The following is a 21,039-nucleotide window of genomic DNA, read 5'->3' as shown; positions in this document are numbered from 1 at the left end:
ACCATGCAGACAAAGGAGAAAGGCCACGTCGAGGGCCTCTACATTGATGAAAACTTCGAGCTGCGCGCTGGGGCCGTCACGTTCGGGGAGAGTATTGAGGGCATAAAGCTTGGCGACGTCCCCCAAGCCGAGGCTGCCTGGCGCGCTGGGGACCCGGATGCGTTGCTGTGGGTGCCCGGCTTCGTGGACCTGCACAACCACGGCGGCAACGGCGGGGGATTCCCCAACGGCGACTACGAGCAGTGCCTAGCCGCCGCCCGCTTCCACCGCGCGCACGGCACAACGACGCTGCTGGCCAGCTTGGTCTCCGGCACGCAAGAAGAACTCTGCACCCGGGCGGAGCTTTTAGCCCAGCTGGCTGAGGAGGGTGAAATCGCCGGAATCCACATGGAGGGCCCCTTCATCGCGGCGGCCAAGTGCGGCGCACAGGACCCCTCGCGCATCGTGCCCGGTGACCCAGACTTCTTCCGTGCAGTCATCGCCGCGGCCCGCGGCCACCTGCGTTCGATTACCTTCGCGCCGGAAACGGAGAACGTCGACAAGCTGCTCGAAGTCTGCGCGGAGCATGGCATCATCGCCAGCCTGGGCCACACCGAGGCCGATTATGACACCACGCTGAGCGTTATCGCCAAGGCTAAGGAGCTCGGCCTGACCGTGACTGGAACGCACCTCTTTAATGGCATGCCTTCTATTCACCACCGCGCGCCGGGCCCGGTAGCGGCCTTGCTCACCGCAGCGAAGGCGGGGGATGTGTCCGTCGAGCTCATTGCAGATGGTGTGCATCTTGTCGACGGCGCCGTGGACATGGCTCACAGTCACCGCGCCTTCGCCATCACTGATGCCATGGCGGCGGCCGGCATGGCCGATGGTGACTATGAGCTGGGTTCGCTGCCTGTCACCGTGAGCGGGGGAGTCGCGCGCGTGCCCAGCGGTGCTATTGCAGGCGGCACCTCTACCTTGTCCCAGCAATTCGCCAGCTTCGCCGAGCGCCACGGTCTGGGCGAGGCGGTGCGCTTTACCTCCACCACGGCAGCCGACGTGTTGGGGGAGACGAATCTAGGCCGAATCGCGGTTGGCGCGCGCGCCAACCTGGTTGGCCTTAACTCTCACTACCAACCGGTGCGCGTCATCGTCGACGGCGCGGACATCCCACTCTCTTAAACACACAGGAAGGCATCTCATGGAAATCCTCATCCGCTCCACGCCGGCCGAAGTGGCCGTGGAGGCCGCTGACATCTTCGCGCACTACGCTAACGCCGGCGCCACCTTGGGCCTGGCCACGGGATCGACCCCGGTAGCGATGTACAAGGAGCTCATTACGCGCCATGAGCGCGGCGAGGTGAGCTTTGCCCGCAGCCGCGCATTCCTGCTCGATGAATACATCGGGCTGGAGCGTACCCACGAGCAGTCCTACTATTCCACCATCCGCCGCGAATTCACCAGCCACGTGGATTTCGATGATGACCTGGTAAAAAGCCCCGCTGGTGACTCCGATGACCCTGCCACCGCCGCGGCCAACTATGACAAGGCCATCCGTGATGCCGGCGGCGTGGACATCCAGCTGCTGGGCATCGGGGCCAACGGGCACGTCGGCTTCAACGAGCCGTCGAGTTCCCTGCAATCGCGCACCCGCATCAAGACGCTGCACCCGCAAACCGTGCAGGACAATGCCCGCTTCTTCGACAACGAAGACGAGGTCCCACGCCACGTGCTGACCCAAGGATTGGGCACCATCAGTGAGGCACGCCACCTGCTCTTGTTGGCCACTGGCAGCAACAAGGCCAGCGCGGTCCACGCCATGGTGGAAGGCCCGCTCTCCGCGCACTGCCCCGCGTCGATCCTGCAGTGGCACCAGCGCGCCACGGTGATCCTCGATGAAGCCGCCGCCTCCCAGCTGGAGGACCGCGAGTACTACGTTTTCGCGGACAAGCACCGTCCGCACCGCCCACTTTTTTTCTAAAAACTCCATCTAATTCCTTACTAGTGTGAAAGGACTCCTCGCATGAAAATCGATGTCATGGGGCCGCTGCAGCGGCTCGGAAAAGCCCTCATGGGCGCTGTGGCGGTGCTGCCCGTCGCGGCGATCCTCAGTGGCGTTGGCTACTGGATCTCCAGCGCGGCTGGCCCGGATAACCTCGCCGCCCAGCTGCTGATCAGCTCCGGCGACGCGGTCCTGGCCAACCTGGGCTGGATCTTCGCCATCGCCATTGCCTTCGGCCTGGCCAAGGATTCCAACGGTGCCGCAGCACTCTCTGGCTTCCTGGCCTTCGCCACGTTTATGAAACTGCTCGGCCCCGAGGCCGTGGCCGGCTACCGTGGCATCGAAGACCCCACCGCGCTGACCGGCGATGAAGCCCTGGAATGGGCCTCGGAAGGCTGGAACGCCGTGGGGGGCGGCAACGTCCTCTTCGGCATCCTCGCCGGCGTCATGGCGGCCTGGGTATATAACCGCTTCCACGGCACCAAGCTGCCGGACTTCCTGGCCTTCTTCTCAGGCCGGCGCCTCGTACCGATTCTTACCGCCGTCATCGCCATAGTGATTTCCGGCATCCTCTACTTCGTGTGGCCGTTCATCTACAACGCGCTCTTTAACTTCGGTACCTCCATCCAGGGCCTGGGCGCGGCGGGCGCCGGCATCTACGGTGTGGCCAACCGTCTGCTCATCCCGACCGGCCTGCACCACGCGCTGAACTCCGTCTTCTGGTTCGATGTCATCGGTATCAATGACATCGGTAACTTCCAGGCCGGCCAGAAGACCATCGAGGCAGCCGCGGCCGCCACCTCCGCCGCTGATTGCCCGGGCATTTGGGCCAACGGTCAGTGCACGGTCGAGGGCGTCGTCGGCCGCTACCAGGCCGGCTTCTTCCCGGTCATGATGTTCGGCCTGCCGGGCGCGGCACTTGCCATGTACCTGCGTGCGGATAAGAGCAAGCGCAAGGTCGTCGGCTCCCTCATGGCTGCCGGTGCGCTGGCCTCCTTCTTCACCGGCGTGACTGAGCCGCTAGAGTTCTCCTTCATGTTCGTCGCCCCGCTGCTCTACGTGGTGCACGCGCTGCTGATGGGCCTGTCCGTCTTCATCGCTTCCACTATGGAGTGGACCGCCGGCTTCGGTTTCTCCGCCGGTTTCGTGGACATGTTGCTCTCCTCGCAGAACCCGCTGGCTAATAAGTGGTACATGCTGCTGGTCATGGGCGTGGGCTTCTTCTTCCTTTACTTCGTCATCTTCTACTTCCTCATCGGCTGGCTCAACCTCAAGACCCCGGGCCGCGGTGAGGATGATGCGGTAGCAGACCCCATGGAGGATTCCGCTACCGGCGATGACAAGACTGCTCGTGATGCCGCGCGCATCATCGAGGGCCTCGGCGGCAAGGACAACATTGACTCACTAGACTACTGCACCACGCGCCTGCGTGTGGGCGTAAAGGAGCGCGCGCTTGTCGATGACTCCGTGATCAAACGCGCCGCCGTCTCCGGCGTCATCCACCCCTCGGAGAAGAGCGTTCAGGTCATCGTGGGTCCGGCCGTGCAATTCATGTATGACGAGGTCAGCCACCAGCTGCGCCACGGTTCTCCGGTCCTCGCCACGGCGGGTGCTGCGAGCGCTGCAGGTGCTGGAGCCAGCGCCGCTTCCGCTCAGAGCGTCAGCGGTAATACCGCTGACGGTGATGCCGTTGACGTGGATGTGCGTGCCCCGTTCGCCGGTGACGTCGTCGCGCTCTCCCAGGTCCCGGATGCGTCCTTTGCGCAGGGTATGGTGGGCGAAGGCTTCGCGGTGATGCCTGATGCCGTCGATGCCTTCGACGTCTGCGCCCCGGTCGACGGCACCATCACCATGGTCTTCAAGACCCGCCACGCCTTCGGCATGAAGACCGCGGATGGGCTGGACCTGCTCATTCACATCGGCATCGACACCGTGGAGCTCAAGGGCGAAGGTTTCACGGCCCTGGCCAAGAAGGGCGATACAGTCACCGCCGGCACACCGATCATCGCGGTGGAGGCGCAGAAGCTGCGCGAGCGCGGCGTCAACCTCATCACCCCGGTGGTGTGCCCGACGGCCAAGCAGGTCGCCGGAGTCGACATCGCTCGCGAGGGCCATACCCAGCCAGGCGAGGTTGCTGCAACCGTCAAGCGCAGCAGCTAATCTGCCCCCGGCCCACCTCAGGGGCCGGCGGGACTAAAGCCCAGACACCAAAACTGCCCTAGTTGCCAAAACCTTCGCTCCACGCCGCAGGCGAGTTGACAAGCTTTATCTTTTTGGAAAGCATTACAATGCGTATATTTTTTGCTTTAGATACTTTTTTCGTGGCCGATCAGTGTGTTCTGGAATCGGCATATAAAACGTATTCGCAAGTAGTGGGTAAAGCAGCGCGCCTGCCTGGAGTCGACGTACTTTTTATTTGCTCCGAACCAGTTGAAGTGGATTCCGAAGAGATGAAAAAAGATCTCATTACTCAGTTCAGGGTTGAAAGGCCCAACGAGGATTTTGAGAGTTTACGGTTATACCTTTGCGAGGCAATCGTTTCTGCTGAACAAGAGCTTTTTACAAAGGCTGAGGCCCCTTTAGCGTCATTTTTTCTAATGGATGAGGAATATGCAAAGGCTGATGTTTTTCCCAGTAGTGTTGGAGTAAGGGAGCTTATTTCTTCGCCGGTTTCTACAGGTAAATAGAGTGAGGCGCTCCGCTTACGCGGAGCGCCGGGTAATAAATAAGGAAAGGGTTGGCTAGGGAAATTGCGAGAAATCGTTGATATAGAATCTTTCTCGATAAGTTTCCTTGTCGTCGCCGATGATGTGATTAAAAGCTGACCCCTCTAATTCCTCCTCCCCTCCTGGAAAGTAACCAGAAGGATGTTGGCCGACCCCTCTGCAATGGCGCTTGTAATGCCCGCTGGGAACGTATTTATTAGCATCTTTCTTGGCGTCATTCAAAGTTGGCGCATTGCCATATACGTGACCGACTATATCTCCCCCTAATCCATTTTTGATGACCTGGCATTGGGCTGTGACAGTGGCTGCCGAAGCAGACGGTACTGCAACTGAAACGGCCCCTAGGACAACAAGCGCAGCTGCTGCAGCTCGGCCCCTTTTTTGTAAATGAACTATTCAAGTGATGCATCCACCACTTGAAACCGCCACATGAAACAAGCTTAGTTTTGGCAACTCGGGCAGTTTGGGCTCGGAGGCCCTATTTCAGCCGGGAAATCTGGAGCGAAGGCGCGGGCTAGTCGGTGCCGTGCAGCAGGCGCGGCACCACCTTGCCCGTGGCATTGCGCGGCAGCTTGTCCAGGAAGTGGACATCGCGCGGCACGGAGTGGTCGGCGAGGTTCTCGCGGACCCAGGCGCGGATGGCGTCGGCAGTCACGGCGTTGCCGAGGGCGTCCCGCGTAGTCACCGCCCACACGGCGATGCGCTGGAAGGTGGTTTCATCCTCCACGCCGCCGGCATGCACCTCCGCGATGCCCGGCATGGCCTCGAGCACCTCCGTCACCGACTGCGGGTGCACGTTCTCGCCGCCGACAATGATCATGTCATCCGCGCGGCCCACCACATGCAGGTAGCCCTCGGGGTCGATATAACCCAAGTCCCCGATGGAGATGAGGCCATCGACCTTGTTGAGCGGGATCTTGGGGTTGGTATAGCCAATGAGCGCGGTGGAGTTGGTCAGGTAAATCTCACCGACCTCACCGCGGGGAACCTCGTTGCCTTCCTCATCGAGGATGCGCAGCTTTGTGCCGGAGGCAATCTTGCCGCCGATGGTGGGATCCTTGGCCACCTCTTCCATGCTGGCCGTCGATGCCAGCGCCAGCTCCGTGGAGCCATAGACATTGCAGAGAATCGGGCCGAAGCGCTCGTGGGTTTCCTTGACGATCTCCGGGGTGAGCGCATGCCCGGCGGAGGCAATGAACTTCAGGCTCGAGGTATCGAAGGCCGAATCCGGGTCAACCTCAACCATCTGGCGGAAGAAGACGGGGGAGGAAAGCAGACCATCGAGCTGGTAGCGCTGGATATCATCCAGTGCGGCCGCCGGGTCAAAGACGCGGCGGGTGACGATGGTATTGCGCAGGCCCAACGCGATGTTGAGGCAGGCCCAGCCCCACGTGTGGAAGATGGAGGCGGTCATCTGCACCTTCTGGTCCCCGCGCCACGGCACCGCATCCACGATGGACGCAACCACCACCGGCAGCGTCGGTTCCGGGCGCATGATTCCCTTGGGGATGCCCGTGGTGCCGGAGGACATCAGCACGATATGCCCGTGCTTGGGCCAAGTGGGAAGCTTGTGCTTCTCGACGTCCCGCGGATTCTCCACGATCTTGCGCAGCGTTGCCGCTTGCGCCAGCTCGGTAGGGATCTCTTTACCGGACTCGTGGCCAATCACCACGTGCAGGCCAGCAATGGTGCTAGAGCTGTCGAGGCGGTCGATGAATTCATCATCGATAACGAGCACGTTGATGCGGTTTTCCTCAATGCACCCGGCAAGCTGCTCGGGGGAGGAACCGACGTTGAGCAAAAAGATGTGTGCCCCCGCATAGCCCTTGGCAGCCAGCGGGGTGATGATGCCGCGGCCATTGCGGGCCATCACGCCGAGGCGAATCTCCTCCAGCCCCAAAGACAGCAGCCAGCGCGCGAAGGTTTGGGATTCTTCGCGCAGCTGGCGGTAGGTGAGGGCCCCGTCGTCGTCGATAAGCGCCAGGCGTTCCGGGCAGGTCATGTATGCCTGCTCTACTTCGCGGGCGGTGGTGAAGCGGTAACGCGCGAGGACCGGCGCAGTCAGGGCCACCGCCCGTGGCCCGCCGGCGGGGCTAATGAGGCCGGCGCGGAAGAGCGAAGGGATAAAGCGCGCGAGGGCGGCGGCGTGGAAGGTTACATCAGAAAGCTTCATAAGGTTCTCATCGAGGGGAGGGGAGAAGAGGTTACGGAGACGGCGGACTCGCCACAATTAAAACTACAAACTGTTAAAGGTGTTGCTATTGTTACATAAGCTTAGACCGTCAACGTAGTCTATTATGGTTTCGGTCTAGAACATACTCTTTCGGAAGGACATTAGTCACGTGAAGTCTACTCAGCGCATCGCTGCTCTCTGCGCCTCCCTCCTCGTGGCGGTAGGCCTGTCCCAAGCTCCGCAGGCAGTTGCCGGCGAGCGAAACCTCGTCGCCTTTGGTGATTCCGTGCTGGCGGATCCGCAACTTGATACCTACCTTGCCTCGCGGGTGGGCTCTTCTCAGCGCAACCCGAGCCTGAACTGCCCGTCTGGCAATAACTACGCCAAGCGCACCGCCGCCAAGCTGGGTATGCCGGTGGCGGATTTCTCCTGCTCCGGTGCTGTGTCCATGTCTCAGGGCCCGCAGGTGAACGCGCAGATCGACGATGCTATTCGCCGCGGCGCGCTCAGCGGGGATACGCAGCGCGTGCTCTTCTCCAGCGGTTTCAATGACACGTACAACAACGCCGGGCTTTCCGACGGTGACCTGCGCGCCCGCTGGGTCGGTGCCAACGCGCCGCTGATCCACAAGATCCGCGCGGCGGCCCCCAACGCTCGCATCCAGATTGTGGGTTACCCGACCATCGGCTCGGGCGACCGCTACTGCCTCCTCCACTTTGGCCCGAAGCCGGCCGACGCCACGGCCCTGCCGATGGTGCAGCGTTATGAAAACGTCGCGCAGTGGATGCAGGTGGATTTAGCGCGTGCCACCGGAGTTGAGTTTGTGGACATGAAGCCGATGACCTGGGATCGCGGTATGTGTGCCGATGCCGACAAGCGCCTGTGGGCGGGTCTGGTGGACTTCTCCGCGGGGCCGGGCAACCTGCCGCTGCACATTAATGCTCGCGGTCACGAGTTTGTGGCCAACCACCTCGCTAGCTTCTAGAGGGATTTGAATCTTGTTGGGCCCGGGCGACGCCGCCCGGGCCTTTCGCGTACCCTCGCGGACATGGCTGTTAATGAAAACGTAAATGAAAATAACTCCCAGCAAGGTCCGGAGGTTGTCCGCGGCGTGATTGCGCGCGCGAAGGGCGAGCCCGTCGAGACCGTCAACATCGTCGTGCCCGCCCCGGGCGAGCACGATGTCGTGGTCAAGATCCAGGCCTGCGGTGTCTGCCACACCGACCTGGCTTACCGCGATGGCGATATCGAGGATGCCTTCCCCTTCCTGCTCGGGCACGAGGCGGCGGGCATCGTTGAGCGCGTGGGCGATGCCGTTACCCACGTTGAGGTCGGGGATTTCGTGGTCCTGAACTGGCGCGCGGTGTGCGGCGAGTGCCGCGCCTGCAAGAAGGGTGAGCCGAAGTACTGCTTCAACACCCACAACGCCTCCGCGAAGATGACGCTCGCGGACGGGGATAAGGATGCCGGCACTGAGCTCACTCCGGCGCTCGGCATCGGCTCCTTCGCCGAGAAGACCCTGGTCCACGAAGGCCAGTGCACCAAGGTCAACCCGGAGGCGGATCCGGCCGCCGCGGGCCTGCTGGGCTGTGGCGTGATGGCCGGTTTGGGCGCTGCGGTGAATACCGCGGACGTCAAGCGCGGCGAGTCCGTCGCGGTCTTCGGCTGCGGTGGCGTGGGCATGGCGGCCATCGCCGGTGCGGCGTTGGCTGGTGCTTCCAAGGTCATCGCCGTGGACCTGGACCCGGACAAGCTGGAGCTGGCTAAGAAATTCGGCGCTACCCACACCGTTGCGGCGAAGGACAAGTCTGAAGAAGAGGTCATTGAGGCCGTCCGCGAGCTCACCGAGGGCTTCGGCACCGACGTGGCCATTGACGCTGTGGGCATTCCCGTTACCACCCGCCAGGCCTTTTACTCCCGCGACCTGGCCGGCCGCATGGTCATGGTGGGCGTGCCGAACCTCACCAGCCGCTTCGACGTCCCGGCCATCGACTTCTTCGGCCGCGGCGGTTCACTCAAGTCCTCCTGGTATGGCGACTGCCTGCCGGAGCGTGACTTCCCCATGTACGTCGACCTCTCCTTGCAGGGCCGCTTCCCGCTCAAGGATTTCGTGACCGAGCGCATTGGTCTCGACGACGTGGAAGAGGCCTTCGCTACCATGAAGGCCGGCAAGGTACTTCGATCCGTAGTGGAGCTGTAAATGATCATTGAACAGTTTGTAACTTCAGGAAAGTTCCGCCTCGACGGCGGCGAGTGGGACGTGGACAATAACGTCTACATCCTGGCCGCAGGTAGCGCGACTAGCGACGCCGAGTGCTACATCATCGATCCTTCCCACGACGCGGAGCGCGTCATCGAAGAGGTGGGCCAGCGCACGGTCAAGGGAGTTATTCTCACCCACGCGCACAACGACCACTGCGAGTTCGCTCCCCAGGTGGCTGAGCACTTCGATGTGTCCATCTACTTGCACCCGGATGACCGCCCCCTGTGGGAGGAAACGCACGAGGACGCGACCTTCGTTCCGCTGGAGGATAACCAGCTCTTTACCGTGGGCGATAGCGACTTCGTGGTCTTCCACACGCCGGGCCACTCGCCGGGATGCGTGGTGCTCTACATTGCGGACGAGGCCACGCTTCTGTCGGGCGATACTCTCTTCAACGGCGGGCCCGGCGCCACCGGCCGCAAGTACTCCGACTTCGATGTCATCATCGAGTCCCTGCGCAATCGCGTGCTGAACCTCCCGCCGGAGACCCGCGTCCTGCCGGGCCACGGCGATGAGACCACTATTGGTGCTGAGGCGGCGCGCATCGATGAGTACGTCGCGCGCGGTTACTAACTCTTAAACCTTGGCGTAGAGCTTAGCTCTAGGCCGGCGTGCGGGCGGCCTTTACTCCTGCCACCACCGTGGCGGCGAGTGAAAGCCCGAACCAGACCCACGCATCCGCCACGCCCGCGCTGAAGACGCGGGCTTTTTCCTGCACCGCGAACTGTGCATCCGTGCTTAAGACTGCGGGTAGTGTTGCACTGCCGTAGCTCAAGATAAACAGCACGCCGATGAGCACAAAGAATGCGCCCGACACGAGGGAGAGGGTATTCGTGTGTACGGGGCCCAGAGTGACTTCGCGTCCGCGAAGCCACGACCACGAACCCACATCGAGGCGCTCCCACAGCGCGGCCAGCGCAAAGAGCGGCGCGGCCATGCCCGCGGCATAGGCCACCATGATGAGCCCGCCGTAGACCGCGCTTCCCGATGCAGCGGCCGTGGTGAGGACAGCGCCCAAAAGCGGGCCCGCGCAAAAGCCGGCGAAGCCATAAACCGCGCCGAGCAGAAACACCTTGCCCCGTGCTTTGCCGGACAGGGCATCCATGCCGGGAATGCGGAAACCACCGCCCAGGGCGGTAAAGATTCCCAGAGCGATGATGATCCAGCCCGCCACCGTAATGACCTGGCTACGATATTGCGCCAGCACGGCGGCCAAGCCCATGCCGATGGGTACGAGTGTGGTGCACAGGCCCAAAAAGAAGACCAAAGTCTTGAACAGCAGCTGGCGCTGCGAATCGAAGGCATAGGCAAAGAAGGCCGGTACCAACAGCGCTGAACAGGGGCTGATCAAGGTCAGCACGCCGGCTATGACGGCGCCAAAGATTCCGATGCTCACAGGCTTACCCCCACTGCATAACCGCCCAATAAGGCGGTCAAGATAACCAGCGCGATGAAGACCCACACGATCAGCGGTGGTTTAGGCATTGGCCGCCTTTCCCAGCTGCTCTTGGATGATCTTCTCAAAAGCCTCGGGCGGCTGCGCGCCACCAACGAACTGATCTCCCACCACGAAGGCCGGGGTGCCCGTAATGCCGATCTGGGAGGCATAGCGGGTGGCCGTTTCAACGACCTCAGTGTAGGTATCATCCGTGGCCTGCTGGCGGAACTTATCCAGGTCCGCAACGCCCGCCTTCTTGGCAAACTTCATGAAGTCCTCGATGCCGAATTCCGGGTGGCCACTGATGTCCTTGCTGGCGGCATAGAGCTCGTGCTTGAACTCCTGGAACTTACCCTGCGCCGCGGCCGCGCGCCCAGCCTTGGCGGCCTCGATGGCGGCGGGGCCGTTTACGGGGTAGTCATTCCACTCGATGCGTACCAGGCCCTTTTCCACGTACTTCTTAAGGATATCCGGCTCGGTGACATTGGCGTGGCGGGAGCAGAACGGGCACTCGAAATCGGAGAACTCCGAAATCACCACGGGCGCATCCACCGCACCCACGGCGAAAGGATCGTTCTCCTTTTTGCGGTGTACCACCGTGATATCCCTAGACATGGTGTCACCGCCGGGCCCGAACATCATCGGGTCACCCTTCCCATCGGAGAACTTCGTGCCGGGCGTGGCCTTGGCGGCATCTTTCGCCAGGTCTTCGGCTGTCGCCGTGCTCGTTGCGGTCTCCTGCGCTGCGGGAGTGCTTTCATCGCCGGAAGAGGTGCGCTCTGCAAGCAGGAAGCCAATGATGACGGCCAAGATAACAACGATCACCAACAATCCCCATGCCACGGGGCTGATGGTGGATAGCGCTGATTTCTTCGAATCACTGGTGGGGCGAGAGGATGAACTAGGCATGCGATTACCTTAACGCGTTTAGACCCGTTTGGGTGAGGCGGCTCCTGATACAGGGCGGGGATGCTTAAGGACGTCCTGAAACTAGGCGGGGAGGCTTAAGCACGTACGGATCGATCAAATAAGGCCTCAGATTCCGTTGGTTTTCGGACCTTATTTGATCGATATGTACCTCGGTCTCAGCCCTCTTGGGCAGCGGCGAGAAGATAACGGCCATAGCCGGACTTCAGGAGGGGCTCTGCCAGCTCCGTGAGTGCCGCGGCATCGATGAAGCCTTCCGCAAAGGCTGCGACCTCCGGCGAACCAATGACGGTGCCGGTACGCTTCTGCATCACCTCGACGTAGGCCGAAGCCTCACTCATGGAGTCCACCGTGCCGGTATCCAGCCAGACATCACCGCGCTGCATGCGCTTGACGCGTAGCCGCCCGCGGCGCAGGTACTCCTCGTTGACAGCGGTGATCTCTAGTTCCCCGCGCGCGCTGGGCGTGATGGACTTGGCAATCTCCACCACGGAATTGTCATAGAAGTACAAGCCGACCACAGCGTGGTTGGACTTGGGCGCGGCGGGCTTTTCCTCGATGGATAGAGCCTGGCCTGCGGAGTCAAAGTCCACAACGCCATAGCGCTGCGGATCGGAGACCTCGTAGGCAAAGATGATGCCGCCGTCTGGGCGGTGGCATTCGTTCAGCGCGGTGGAGAAGCCGTGGCCGTCAAAGATGTTGTCACCCAGGACAAGGGCCACGTCATCCTCGGCGATGAAGTCTTCGGCGATGAGGAAGGCCTGGGCCAAGCCTTCGGGGCGCGGCTGCACCGCATAGTGCAGCATGAGGCCGAGCTGGGAGCCATCGCCAAGCAGGCGTTGGAAGGCGGCCTGGTCTTCTGGGGTGGTGATGATGAGGATCTCGCGTATGCCGGCCTGGATCAGGGTGGTCAGGGGATAGTAGACCATCGGCTTGTCATAGATGGGCATGAGCTGCTTCGAGATGCCCTTGGTGATGGGGTAGAGGCGGGTCCCAGAACCGCCTGCGAGAATGATGCCCTTCATAGGCTTTAAGCTTATCGGAGGGGTCTCGCGCTGGGGTGCGGCGGCGCGGGCTGGCGAGCATAACACTTAACTTCCCACATAACATAACATGTGGGAAGTTAAGTGTTATGTTGAGTGTTATGCTCTATTTGCGCAGCCTGTAGCGCTGCTTAGGGCTGCGTCCGGGTTCAGTCTTTTCGGCGATGTTATCGCGGATGAGCTCATTCAGTGCTTTCTGGACCGCTGTCCGGCTGAGCTTTGTAGCCTCAACTAATTCGGTTGTCGATACGGACGGGCTGCCGTGGAGCAGGTGTTCCACATGGTCACGTGCGGTGCCATAGCGTTCCTGGGTGGCTACCCTGCGGCGGTGGAAGATGATGGTAAAGCTGTCGAGCCGGTTGATAATTTCCGGTTTGGGCATGAGTGCATCAGCTAAGGCCTGATGAATGGTGGCGATGCCCGTGCCGCGGTTCTCTGCGGCGACGCCGCCTTCTGGCAAGGGAATGTCCTCTAGGAACGTGGCTAGGCGTTGATTGCGGGTAGAGCTGACGCCGGCTTCTCCAAGATTTCGGAGAGTAACCCCGCCATATAGGCCTCCCGGATTGGTGATTTCCAAGCGATCAACGAACATGTTGATTTGCACCTGACTGCCGCGAGCGGTCGGGGAGTAGTCACGGTGCATGAGCGCATTGACTAGTGCTTCACGAACAGCGACCAGCGGATAATCCGGAAGTGCGGTCCGGGATTTATCGCCGATAAAGCCGGCGGTGCGCATGTTCTTCTTTACGATGTCGATGCCTTCGCTCACGAGCTCTGGAATCGTGCCGTGAAGGGTAGCGCTGTCGAGAAGGCGAACGCCCGTGGTGACATCACCTTTCGACGTTCCGGGGAACAGGGCGAAGGTGACCGTTAATCGAGGGAAGAATTCCTGTGGGTAGTCTCCCATGACAAGGAGTGAGGCCAGCGTAGGGTGGCCGTCCTTGAGGACTCGCAGGCGCTTGAGGGCTGTGTCCTGTCCATTCGCAAAGGTCTTGGGGCGGCGCTCCTTCTGCACTTGGAAGAAGGCGTCAAGAGTGGCACCCTCAATGTCTTCCAGTGTGGCATCCGGGATGGCGTCCTCATCCCAGGTTGGTTGTGTGTGCTCTTCGACGAGTCGATTTACCTCGTACTGGGACAGGCGCGTATCACCATCGCCGGTGCGAATATAGCTGCCTTTGTACAGTCCCCTTTCGGCCACATAGCAGGGCTTATCGCGTGCGGGGAGTTCATCGATCTCAGCGATGAGTATGTTGCAGCTTTCAAACTCGATGATGTCGATCCGTGGGCGGACTGGGGGGATGATCTGTTGGCAGCGAGTTTCCAATTGGTCTTGGGCGGTAGAGGCAGAGAATTTCTTAATCGGGGTGAAGCCGTCCTGCTCTGAAAGGCCGATGATGAGCGTCCCGCCGTCCCCATTTGCAAACGCGCTGAGTGTGGAGAGCACTTCCTTGCTGACGGATGATTTGACCTCTACGGATTGCTTATCGCTGCCGATAACTCGCAGCTGTGCAATTAACTCATTAAGCTCAGAAGGGGTCATGAGCAGGCCTTTCTCTCTACATGCCGCTCAGCATAACACATAACATAACACGTGGGAAGTTAAGTGTTATGTTGAGTGTTATGCTGGGTAAAGCCCCAGGTAGAGTGCCAAAGCGGCCCGCCAATTCATAGGTTTAAAGCCGGTGGCTTCAATCTTGGACAGATCGAAGGTGGACTCCTTCGGGCGGGGAGCCTCGGGCCCGGCGATCTCGCGGTACTGCTCGGTGCTCACCGGCGTGACATCCGCAGGGTCCTGGCCCACGCCGGTGAAGACGGCCATGGCAATTTCATCGCGTCCCACCGCATCACCGGAGTTGGAGATGTTGTACACGCCGTACTCGGCTTCGGTCTTGAGCAGGTGGATGATGCCCTTGGCCAGGTCCTCGGCAAAGGTGGGGCGCCCGCGCTGATCATGGATGACGGAGGGCTTGACCCCCTTATTCGCCAGCGAGCGCATCGTGGACATGAAGTTGGTGCCATCGCCAAAGACCCACGAGGTGCGGATGACATAGTGGTGCGGGGCGGTCTGCGCGGCGGTATCGCCCGCGGCTTTCGACGCCCCGTAGGCCGACAGCGGGGAAGGCATCTCCTGCTCGGAGTGGACCTCGTTAGAACCGTCGAAGATGTAGTCGCTGGACACGTGCACCAAGGTCAGGTTATTCTCCGCCGCAATACGCGCGAGCTTCGCCGGGGCGGAAGCGTTGACCGCCCAGGCCGCGGCGCGATCGTCCTCCGCACCGTTGACATCGTTGTATGCCGCGCAGTTGATGATGGCGGAGTACTGCTTCCACGGGCGGGCAGGAGGGTTGGTGATATCGAAATCCTCGTGCCCACAGAACTCCACCGCGCCCAAGCTAGCAGAAGGCAGGAATTTCTGTAGGGCGCGGCCCAGCTGCCCGTTGGCGCCGGTGACCAGGATGCGGCGAGGGGGCATGGGGGAGACGTCGGCAAGCGCGGGGTGCCCCTTGTCCTTGTCGGAGATCTCCGTCGGCTCCAGCGGCCAGTCCACCATGTCCAGGTTGACGCAGGTGTATTCCGCATCCGGGGACCAGTGGTCATTGACCAGGTAGGAGTAGGCGCAGGCCTCCAGCGCCTGGAAACCGTTCGCCACGCCGCGCGGCACGAAGACCGCCACGTCCTCGCGTAGCTCGTGAGTCACCAGCTGCCCGAAGGTGGCAGAGCCCTCACGCAGATCGCACCACGCGCCGAAGGCCCGGCCGGAGGCCACGGAGACCAGCTTGTCCCAGGGCTCCGCGTGCAGCCCACGCGTGACACCCTTCTCCGCATTGAAGGAAACGTTGTTTTGCACCGGTTGGAAGTCTGGCAAGCCGGCCGCCACCATCTTCTCGCGCTGCCAGTTCTCCTTGAACCAGCCGCGGTTATCCCCGTGGACGTCGAGCTCCACAATGAGCAGGCCTTCGATGGCCGTTGACTGCACCTTCATGGCTATTTATTGTCCTTGCTTCGCATAGTTGGCTTCGACTTCTTCCTTGCCCGCGCGCCACCACTCCTCGTGGGTGCGGTACCACTCAATGGTGGCGGCCAGGCCCTCCCGCAGATCCGTGTAGCGCGGGGCCCAGCCCAGCTCGCGGCGCAGCTTGCTGGCATCCATGGCGTAGCGCTGGTCATGGCCCGGGCGGTCCGCCACGTGCTCGAAACGCGCCCGACCATTATCCGTCGCCCCCATGAGCTCACAGATCATCTCGATGACCTGGCGGTTATTCGTATCCTCCTGGTCGGCGCCGATGTTATAGGTCTCCCCAAGGCGCCCGCGGTCCAGGATGGCGAGCACCGCCTCATTGTGGTCATCCACGTGAATCCAATCCCGCACTTGCTCGCCCGTGCCATAAAGCTTCGCAGGCTGGCCCAGGAGCAGATTGGTGATCTGTCGTGGGATGAATTTCTCAATATGCTGGTAAGGGCCGTAATTATTGGAGCAATTCGAAATAGTTGCCCGCAGCCCAAAGCTGCGTACCCACGCGCGCACCAGGTGATCCGAGCCGGCCTTCGTGGCCGAATAGGGCGACGACGGGTTGTACGGAGTCGCTTCCGTGAAGTACGTATCTGCGCCGATCTCTAGGTCCCCGAAGACCTCATCGGTAGAGACGTGGTGAAAGCGCACATCGTGGCGGCGGCAGGCCTCCAGCAGCACGAAGGTGCCCATCACGTTGGTGTGGAGGAAGGGCGAAGGGTCCCGCAATGAGTTGTCATTGTGGGACTCGGCAGCGAAGTGGACGACGACATCAGCGTGGGCCACGAGCTTGTCGACGACCCCCTCATCCGCCACATCGCCCACCACCAGCGTGGCATCCACGCCGGCGAGGTTGGCCCGGTTGCCCGCGTAGGTGAGCTTATCGAGGACAGTAATCTCCACCTCTGGCCGCTTCTGGGCCACGAGTCTGACGAAGTTTGCCCCAATAAAGCCGGCGCCGCCGGTCACAAGCATTCTGCGCATGGTGCTCAAGTGTAGGGCATGGCGGCGAAGTTTTAAGCCGGGAACTTAGGTAGCGCTTCGTGGTTGAGCCACTCGTCCAGAAGAGCATCCACAGCAGCGGGATCAACAGCCACTGCACGCAGACGGCTGATGAGGTCCTCCGGGGTCACCGTGGAATGCTGCGCGGCGGAGAGGTACTCACGGACCGTGAGGAAGAAGATCTCATCACCCAACAGTCGACGCAGCGCATGGACGGTCAGCGCACCGCGCTTATAGACGCGGTCATCAAACATGTCGCGCGTGCCCGGGTCACTCAAAACAATGTCTTGCCGCTTGCGGGCCAACACCTGGTAATGCGAACGCGCAGAGTCATGCGCCGGGTGGCCATGGGCATGCTCGCGCCACAGCCACTCGCAGTAGCAGGCGAAACCTTCGTTGAGCCAGATATCCTTCCACTCCGAAAGGCCCACGGAGTTGCCGAACCACTGGTGGGAGAGCTCGTGGGCGATGAGCCGCTCGAAGGCGTGATCGCCTTTGACGTGGTTGGAACCGAAAATGGACAAGCCTTGGGCTTCGAGTGGGATTTCCAGCTCATCGTCGGTGATGACTACTTGGTAGTCGGCGAAGGGGTAGTGGCCAAAGAGCGCGGAGTAGAAATCCACCATTTCCTGCTGCTGGGCAAATTCTTCGAGTACTACCTGCTTGAGGCGGGCCGGTGCCCACGCACGGACGTTGGGGCCGAGGGGAATGTCGATGTATTCGCCGACCTGGACCGTGGCCAGATAGGTGGCCATGGGGTGCTTGACGCGGTAGTGCCAGCGCGTCATGGATCCGCCCGCGCGGCGGCGGGAGACCAGCTTGCCGTTGGAGATGACAACGAAAGGATCGTCCGCGGTGATGCGAATATCGTAGGTGGCCTTCGCGGACGGGGTGTCATCACAGGGGAACCAGCTGGGCGCGCCGTTGGGCTGGCTGGCCACCAGCGAGCCTGACTCTGTTTCTTCCCACCCGATGTCACCCCAGGGCGTGCGCAGCGGGCGGGGTGCCCCGCCATACCGAATGCAAAGCTCAAACTCTTGGCCTTCGGCGATTGTCTCGGCAAAGTTTAGGCGCAGCTTTCCGCCGGACAGGCGGAACTTGGCCACGCGCGGCGCATGCTTCGCCGTGATGCGGCGAGCCACCATGGCGCCGCCGAGGTCGAGGGTGAGCTTGTCCAAGGCCTCCAGCGCACGAATATGGAGCACGGCTTCGCCCTGGAGCAGGTTGGGCTCCACGCGGTAGGTCAGATCCAAGTCATAGTGGGTGACCTCGAAGCCGAGGTTGAAATCCACCCCCGTGTAGCTATCTCGAGTGAGTGCGGCGCGGTCGCGAGCGGCTGAGATATGCGAAAGGGCGGTGGAAAGCAGCTTCATAATGCCGCTATCCTACCGCCCTTGTCCGGCTTGTCCGAAGCCAGGGGAGCGCGCACGGTGTGACGTGCGCGGCTTGCCATTTAGGAGTTGAAGGCTTCCTCAAAGGTGGGCCAGGACTTCACCAAGTCCTCGCGCCAGCCCGGCCAGGAGTGCGTACCCACATTGCGGAAGTTGTAGCTTGCCGGGATGTTCTGCTGATCCAGCTTTGCCTTGAGCATGTGGGTGCAGTGGTTCACGGCCGCCTCGATGACGCCGCCTTCTACCTGCAGCTGCGCCGAGCCCAGATAAGCAGCCGCCGGGTTGTATCCCTTGTTGATGTAATAAGACGGGGTATCCTGCTCACCCGCGAAGCCCGATGCAGAGGAGATGTACAGCTTGGTGCCGCGCAGCTTCTCGGAGTTCATCAGGGCGTCGTTGTAGCGGTTGTACGCAGAGCCCATTGGGCCCCACATCTGCTCCGGCTGGCCGCCACCGCGGTTGACGGTGAGGCGCAGGAACTCGTACTCGGTGGGGTAGGCAGTTGCGGCACAGCCGGCGAAGGAACCGACCGCGTCATAGAAGCCCTGATTGTGCTGGGCAAGCAGCAGCGAGGAGGTTGCGGACATGGACATGCCGGCGATGGCGCGCTTATTGCTTGCGTTCAGGCGAGCTTCTAGCGGGCCAGGAAGCTCCTTGGTCAGGAAGGTCTCCCACTTCTGCGGGCCCTTGAGGTACTTGCCGTTAGGCTCTTCCAACCAGTCGGTGTAGTAGGAGAAAGCACCCGCCTGCGGAACCACAACGTTGACGTCCTTGTCCGCGTAGAAATCCACGACATCGGACATGTACAGCCAGTCGGAATCCTGCTCGGCGGAACCAGCGCCGTTGAGCAGGTAGACCGTCGGGCGGTCCGGGTTCTTGGCCGGGATGACAGCCAGCGGAATGGCGCGGCCGTTCATCGCCGGCGAGGTAGCCTCCAGCTTCAGAACGCGGGCGTCATCCTTGTAGTGGTCATACCACTTCTGGCTCTCCACCTCTGGGGTGACCTGCAGGTCCGAGATGGTGGATAGGGCAGTGTCACCCGCAACCTGCTGCGGGGTGATGGTGGCAGCACCTGCAACGGGGCTGACTAGCGCGGCTGCGCTGAGCGCGCCGGCGGCGAGGAGAGAGCTGAGACGCTTCATTACGTTCCTTTTTCAACAATTGGTACGGCGAAAAGAGCTTACTGCTCGGTCACCGCAGGATCTTCTGGCAGGGAATCGGCGAGGCCTTCGGTGTCTGCTTCCGCCTCCGCCTTTTTCGCATCCTGACTATCGGCATCGGCGGCCTTTTCGTTAGCGTCCGATTCCGCATCTGCTGAATACGCAGTCGCTACAGGCGCGGCTGGATCAACGGGAAGGTCGAAGGCGCGTGCGTAGGTAGGCCAGGAGGAGTTGATGTCATCCAGCCAGCCCGGCCAGGAGTGGGTGCCGGTGTTGCGCAGGTTGAAGACCGCGTCGACGCCCTCACGCTCCATCTTTGCCTTCAGGTCATGGGTGCAGGCGTTCATGGCTGCCTCGATGACGCCGCCTTCAATCACGAGGGTGGAGGAGGACTTGAAGGCCTGGGACGAGCCCAAGGCATCAATCTTGGACGAGCCCAAGTCAGTTGCCCCAGCCAAACCGGAGTTGGCGGAAACGTAGACCTTGGAGTTGCCCATGTTGTTCTTCGTGGCGTTGATGAGGCCATCGTTGTAGCGGTTGTAGTCACCGCCCATTGGTCCCCACATCTGCTCGGTGCTTCCGCCACCGCGGTTCACCGTGAGCTGCGAGTAGAAGTTCGGCAGCGGCGTCGAGGTAGCAGCGCAACCGGAGTAGGAGCCGATGGCATCGTAGAAGTTCGGGTTGTGCTGAGCCAGCACCAGCGAGGAGGTTGCGGACATGGACATGCCGGCGATGCCGCGCTTGCCGTTGCCGTTAATGTACTCCTCCAGCGGTCCTGGCAGCTCCTTGGTCAGGAAGGTCTCCCACTTCTGAGGGCCTTTGAGGTAGCTGCGGTCCGGTGTGGTCAGCCAGTCGGTGTAGTAGGAGAAAGCGCCCGCCTGCGGGATGACAACGTTGACGTTGCGGTTGGCGTAATAGTGAACGAGGTCCTCAACGTCCTCAGTCTTCGGATCGAGATCCTTGGCCACGGTGGAGACAATCCAGTCCATGCCCTGCTCGGCGCCGCCGGCACCGTTGAGCAAGTAGAGGGTGGGGCGGGAAGCATCAAAGGTGCCGTCCGGGGTGATCACCGCAAGGGGAACGTCGCGGCCCATTGCAGGCGCGGTGGCCTTGATGCCCCTCACCTTGTGGCGATAATCCCAGTACTTGAAGACATAGCCCATCCACTTTTTGTCATCCGGGATGTTCTTGATATCGACGTTCTTAAAGGTGACCTGCTTGTCAAAGGAAGCCTCAAACTGCTCGCGGGAAGGCGACGGGTTGCCGGCCTCATCCTTGGGCAGGTACTCCTCGAGTTCGGTGTAAAGGTCGAGCTCGGAAATATCGGACGGTGTAGCCTCACCGCTGATTTGATCCGGTTTAACGTCGGATGCGCTGGCGATAGGGGAAACGACGGCGCCGAGGGCTAAGGCGGAAGCCGCCGCAAGCGTCGTGAGAGAGCGCGCAATCTTCATGGAATCTCGCTTTCTAAGTGATGAGCGGAAGTGTAGGGGGCAAGTTTAAAAGATGCTCCGGACAAACCACCCTTGACGTGGGCAAAAGCGCTGATAGATGGGTAATCTAGCACCCCCGAAGATAAGGGCAGTCAGACTAAACATACCAAGTTATAAAAGTGAATGGTGGTATTGAAGTGAAAACCGTGTCATAATCTTTCCGCGCCTATTCGTGGGCTATGTAACGCAACGGCCGTCTCCTTCGTTAGTGGGGCTAGGTACCGTGACCGCTTTTGGCGGCGACCGTCCTGCACGCCGTGGCCTCGCTGGAGGGCGCCGCATTAAGCCGTACGCGCCGCTAGAACAACAGAAAGAAGAAGAATGAACTTTTTTGACACCATCCTCGTCTCCATCAACCAGGTGCTGGGCCAGATCGCTCACTCCGGCTCCTCCACGTCCTCCAAGATCGCCCTGGATTGGGGTCTGTTCTAA

17 protein-coding genes are annotated in these 21,039 nt (G+C 61.3%); 7 read left to right on the top strand and 10 right to left on the bottom strand.

All coding sequences use genetic code 11. From position 1 onward, the window contains the following. Window positions 1-3: 3 nt before the first annotated feature. From ACUY3D_RS10325 to ACUY3D_RS10310, 4 genes are all read left to right on the top strand, one after another. Window positions 4-1,161 carry an N-acetylglucosamine-6-phosphate deacetylase gene (locus ACUY3D_RS10325; RefSeq protein WP_448241065.1) on the top strand — a complete coding sequence of 386 codons (1,158 nt, stop codon included), beginning with the start codon at window positions 4-6 and terminating at the stop codon, window positions 1,159-1,161. Window positions 1,162-1,180: 19 nt separating this feature from the next. Beyond that, a complete protein-coding gene (nagB, locus tag ACUY3D_RS10320) occupies window positions 1,181-1,960 on the top strand; it encodes a glucosamine-6-phosphate deaminase (RefSeq protein ID WP_269948826.1) in 780 nt (259 codons plus the stop codon). Between the two features lie 42 nt (window positions 1,961-2,002). Continuing rightward, the gene (gene nagE / locus ACUY3D_RS10315; protein WP_070531466.1) at window positions 2,003-4,141 is read left to right on the top strand and encodes an N-acetylglucosamine-specific PTS transporter subunit IIBC; all 2,139 of its coding nucleotides are present in this window, start codon (window positions 2,003-2,005) and stop codon (window positions 4,139-4,141) included. Window positions 4,142-4,203: 62 nt separating this feature from the next. Continuing rightward, complete coding sequence (locus tag ACUY3D_RS10310; protein WP_144269132.1) at window positions 4,204-4,668, top strand: hypothetical protein; 465 nt, start codon at window positions 4,204-4,206, stop codon at window positions 4,666-4,668. A 553-nt stretch (window positions 4,669-5,221) separates the two neighbouring features. Here ACUY3D_RS10310 and ACUY3D_RS10305 read toward each other — a convergent pair. Next, the gene (locus tag ACUY3D_RS10305; RefSeq protein ID WP_046647859.1) at window positions 5,222-6,880 is read right to left on the bottom strand and encodes an acyl-CoA synthetase; all 1,659 of its coding nucleotides are present in this window, start codon (window positions 6,878-6,880) and stop codon (window positions 5,222-5,224) included. A 169-nt stretch (window positions 6,881-7,049) separates the two neighbouring features. Between ACUY3D_RS10305 and ACUY3D_RS10300 the strand changes: the two genes are divergently transcribed. The 3 genes from ACUY3D_RS10300 (at window position 7,050) to ACUY3D_RS10290 (ending at window position 9,716) form a co-directional block, all read left to right on the top strand. After that, window positions 7,050-7,865, top strand: coding sequence for a GDSL-type esterase/lipase family protein (locus ACUY3D_RS10300; RefSeq protein ID WP_070563564.1), 816 nt, complete (start codon window positions 7,050-7,052; stop codon window positions 7,863-7,865). Window positions 7,866-7,928: 63 nt separating this feature from the next. Next, window positions 7,929-9,080, top strand: coding sequence for an S-(hydroxymethyl)mycothiol dehydrogenase (locus tag ACUY3D_RS10295; RefSeq protein ID WP_070563566.1), 1,152 nt, complete (start codon window positions 7,929-7,931; stop codon window positions 9,078-9,080). Next, window positions 9,081-9,716 (top strand): MBL fold metallo-hydrolase, encoded by a 636-nt coding sequence (locus ACUY3D_RS10290; protein WP_448241063.1) that lies wholly within the window; start codon window positions 9,081-9,083, stop codon window positions 9,714-9,716. It abuts the gene before it with no gap. A gap of 28 nt (window positions 9,717-9,744) precedes the next feature. Here ACUY3D_RS10290 and ACUY3D_RS10285 read toward each other — a convergent pair whose 3' ends face one another. The 9 genes from ACUY3D_RS10285 to ACUY3D_RS10245 form a co-directional block, all read right to left on the bottom strand. Beyond that, window positions 9,745-10,539, bottom strand: a complete 795-nt coding sequence (locus ACUY3D_RS10285; protein ID WP_269948824.1) for a cytochrome c biogenesis CcdA family protein — start codon at window positions 10,537-10,539, stop codon at window positions 9,745-9,747. 81 nt (window positions 10,540-10,620) lie between these two features. Next, a complete protein-coding gene (locus ACUY3D_RS10280) occupies window positions 10,621-11,490 on the bottom strand; it encodes a DsbA family protein (protein ID WP_269948823.1) in 870 nt (289 codons plus the stop codon). Window positions 11,491-11,666: 176 nt separating this feature from the next. After that, a complete protein-coding gene (gene rfbA, locus ACUY3D_RS10275; protein ID WP_070534049.1) occupies window positions 11,667-12,533 on the bottom strand; it encodes a glucose-1-phosphate thymidylyltransferase RfbA in 867 nt (288 codons plus the stop codon). 124 nt (window positions 12,534-12,657) lie between these two features. Further along, the gene (locus ACUY3D_RS10270) at window positions 12,658-14,091 is read right to left on the bottom strand and encodes an ATP-binding protein (protein WP_269948822.1); all 1,434 of its coding nucleotides are present in this window, start codon (window positions 14,089-14,091) and stop codon (window positions 12,658-12,660) included. Between the two features lie 78 nt (window positions 14,092-14,169). Further along, on the bottom strand, window positions 14,170-15,534 hold the full coding sequence (locus ACUY3D_RS10265; RefSeq protein ID WP_269948821.1) for a sugar nucleotide-binding protein: 1,365 nt from the start codon (window positions 15,532-15,534) through the stop codon (window positions 14,170-14,172). A gap of 6 nt (window positions 15,535-15,540) precedes the next feature. Beyond that, window positions 15,541-16,536: a dTDP-glucose 4,6-dehydratase gene (gene rfbB / locus ACUY3D_RS10260; protein WP_269948834.1), complete on the bottom strand. Its 996-nt coding sequence runs from the start codon at window positions 16,534-16,536 to the stop codon at window positions 15,541-15,543. Between the two features lie 41 nt (window positions 16,537-16,577). Then, window positions 16,578-17,936, bottom strand: a complete 1,359-nt coding sequence (locus ACUY3D_RS10255) for a M1 family metallopeptidase (protein WP_269948820.1) — start codon at window positions 17,934-17,936, stop codon at window positions 16,578-16,580. 80 nt (window positions 17,937-18,016) lie between these two features. Then, complete coding sequence (locus tag ACUY3D_RS10250) at window positions 18,017-19,096, bottom strand: alpha/beta hydrolase (RefSeq protein ID WP_239248841.1); 1,080 nt, start codon at window positions 19,094-19,096, stop codon at window positions 18,017-18,019. 38 nt (window positions 19,097-19,134) lie between these two features. Beyond that, window positions 19,135-20,568 (bottom strand): alpha/beta hydrolase-fold protein, encoded by a 1,434-nt coding sequence (locus ACUY3D_RS10245; protein ID WP_269948819.1) that lies wholly within the window; start codon window positions 20,566-20,568, stop codon window positions 19,135-19,137. Window positions 20,569-21,039: the final 471 nt, after the last annotated feature.

This window comes from Corynebacterium guaraldiae (genome assembly GCF_053480195.1).
This window is presented reverse-complemented; position numbering and strand designations above follow the sequence as displayed.

Excerpts from the sequence above, each read along its gene's own strand:
- ACUY3D_RS10325 (WP_448241065.1), top strand. The coding sequence starts at position 4 with ATGCAGACAAAGGAGAAAGGCCACGTCGAGGGCCTCTACATTGATGAA.
- nagB (WP_269948826.1), top strand. The coding sequence starts at position 1,181 with ATGGAAATCCTCATCCGCTCCACGCCGGCCGAAGTGGCCGTGGAGGCC.
- nagE (WP_070531466.1), top strand. The coding sequence starts at position 2,003 with ATGAAAATCGATGTCATGGGGCCGCTGCAGCGGCTCGGAAAAGCCCTC.
- ACUY3D_RS10305 (WP_046647859.1), bottom strand. The coding sequence starts at position 6,880 with ATGAAGCTTTCTGATGTAACCTTCCACGCCGCCGCCCTCGCGCGCTTT.
- ACUY3D_RS10295 (WP_070563566.1), top strand. The coding sequence starts at position 7,929 with ATGGCTGTTAATGAAAACGTAAATGAAAATAACTCCCAGCAAGGTCCG.
- ACUY3D_RS10290 (WP_448241063.1), top strand. The coding sequence starts at position 9,081 with ATGATCATTGAACAGTTTGTAACTTCAGGAAAGTTCCGCCTCGACGGC.
- ACUY3D_RS10280 (WP_269948823.1), bottom strand. The coding sequence starts at position 11,490 with ATGCCTAGTTCATCCTCTCGCCCCACCAGTGATTCGAAGAAATCAGCG.
- rfbA (WP_070534049.1), bottom strand. The coding sequence starts at position 12,533 with ATGAAGGGCATCATTCTCGCAGGCGGTTCTGGGACCCGCCTCTACCCC.
- ACUY3D_RS10270 (WP_269948822.1), bottom strand. The coding sequence starts at position 14,091 with ATGACCCCTTCTGAGCTTAATGAGTTAATTGCACAGCTGCGAGTTATC.
- ACUY3D_RS10265 (WP_269948821.1), bottom strand. The coding sequence starts at position 15,534 with ATGAAGGTGCAGTCAACGGCCATCGAAGGCCTGCTCATTGTGGAGCTC.
- rfbB (WP_269948834.1), bottom strand. The coding sequence starts at position 16,536 with ATGCTTGTGACCGGCGGCGCCGGCTTTATTGGGGCAAACTTCGTCAGA.
- ACUY3D_RS10255 (WP_269948820.1), bottom strand. The coding sequence starts at position 17,936 with ATGAAGCTGCTTTCCACCGCCCTTTCGCATATCTCAGCCGCTCGCGAC.
- ACUY3D_RS10250 (WP_239248841.1), bottom strand. The coding sequence starts at position 19,096 with ATGAAGCGTCTCAGCTCTCTCCTCGCCGCCGGCGCGCTCAGCGCAGCC.
- ACUY3D_RS10245 (WP_269948819.1), bottom strand. The coding sequence starts at position 20,568 with ATGAAGATTGCGCGCTCTCTCACGACGCTTGCGGCGGCTTCCGCCTTA.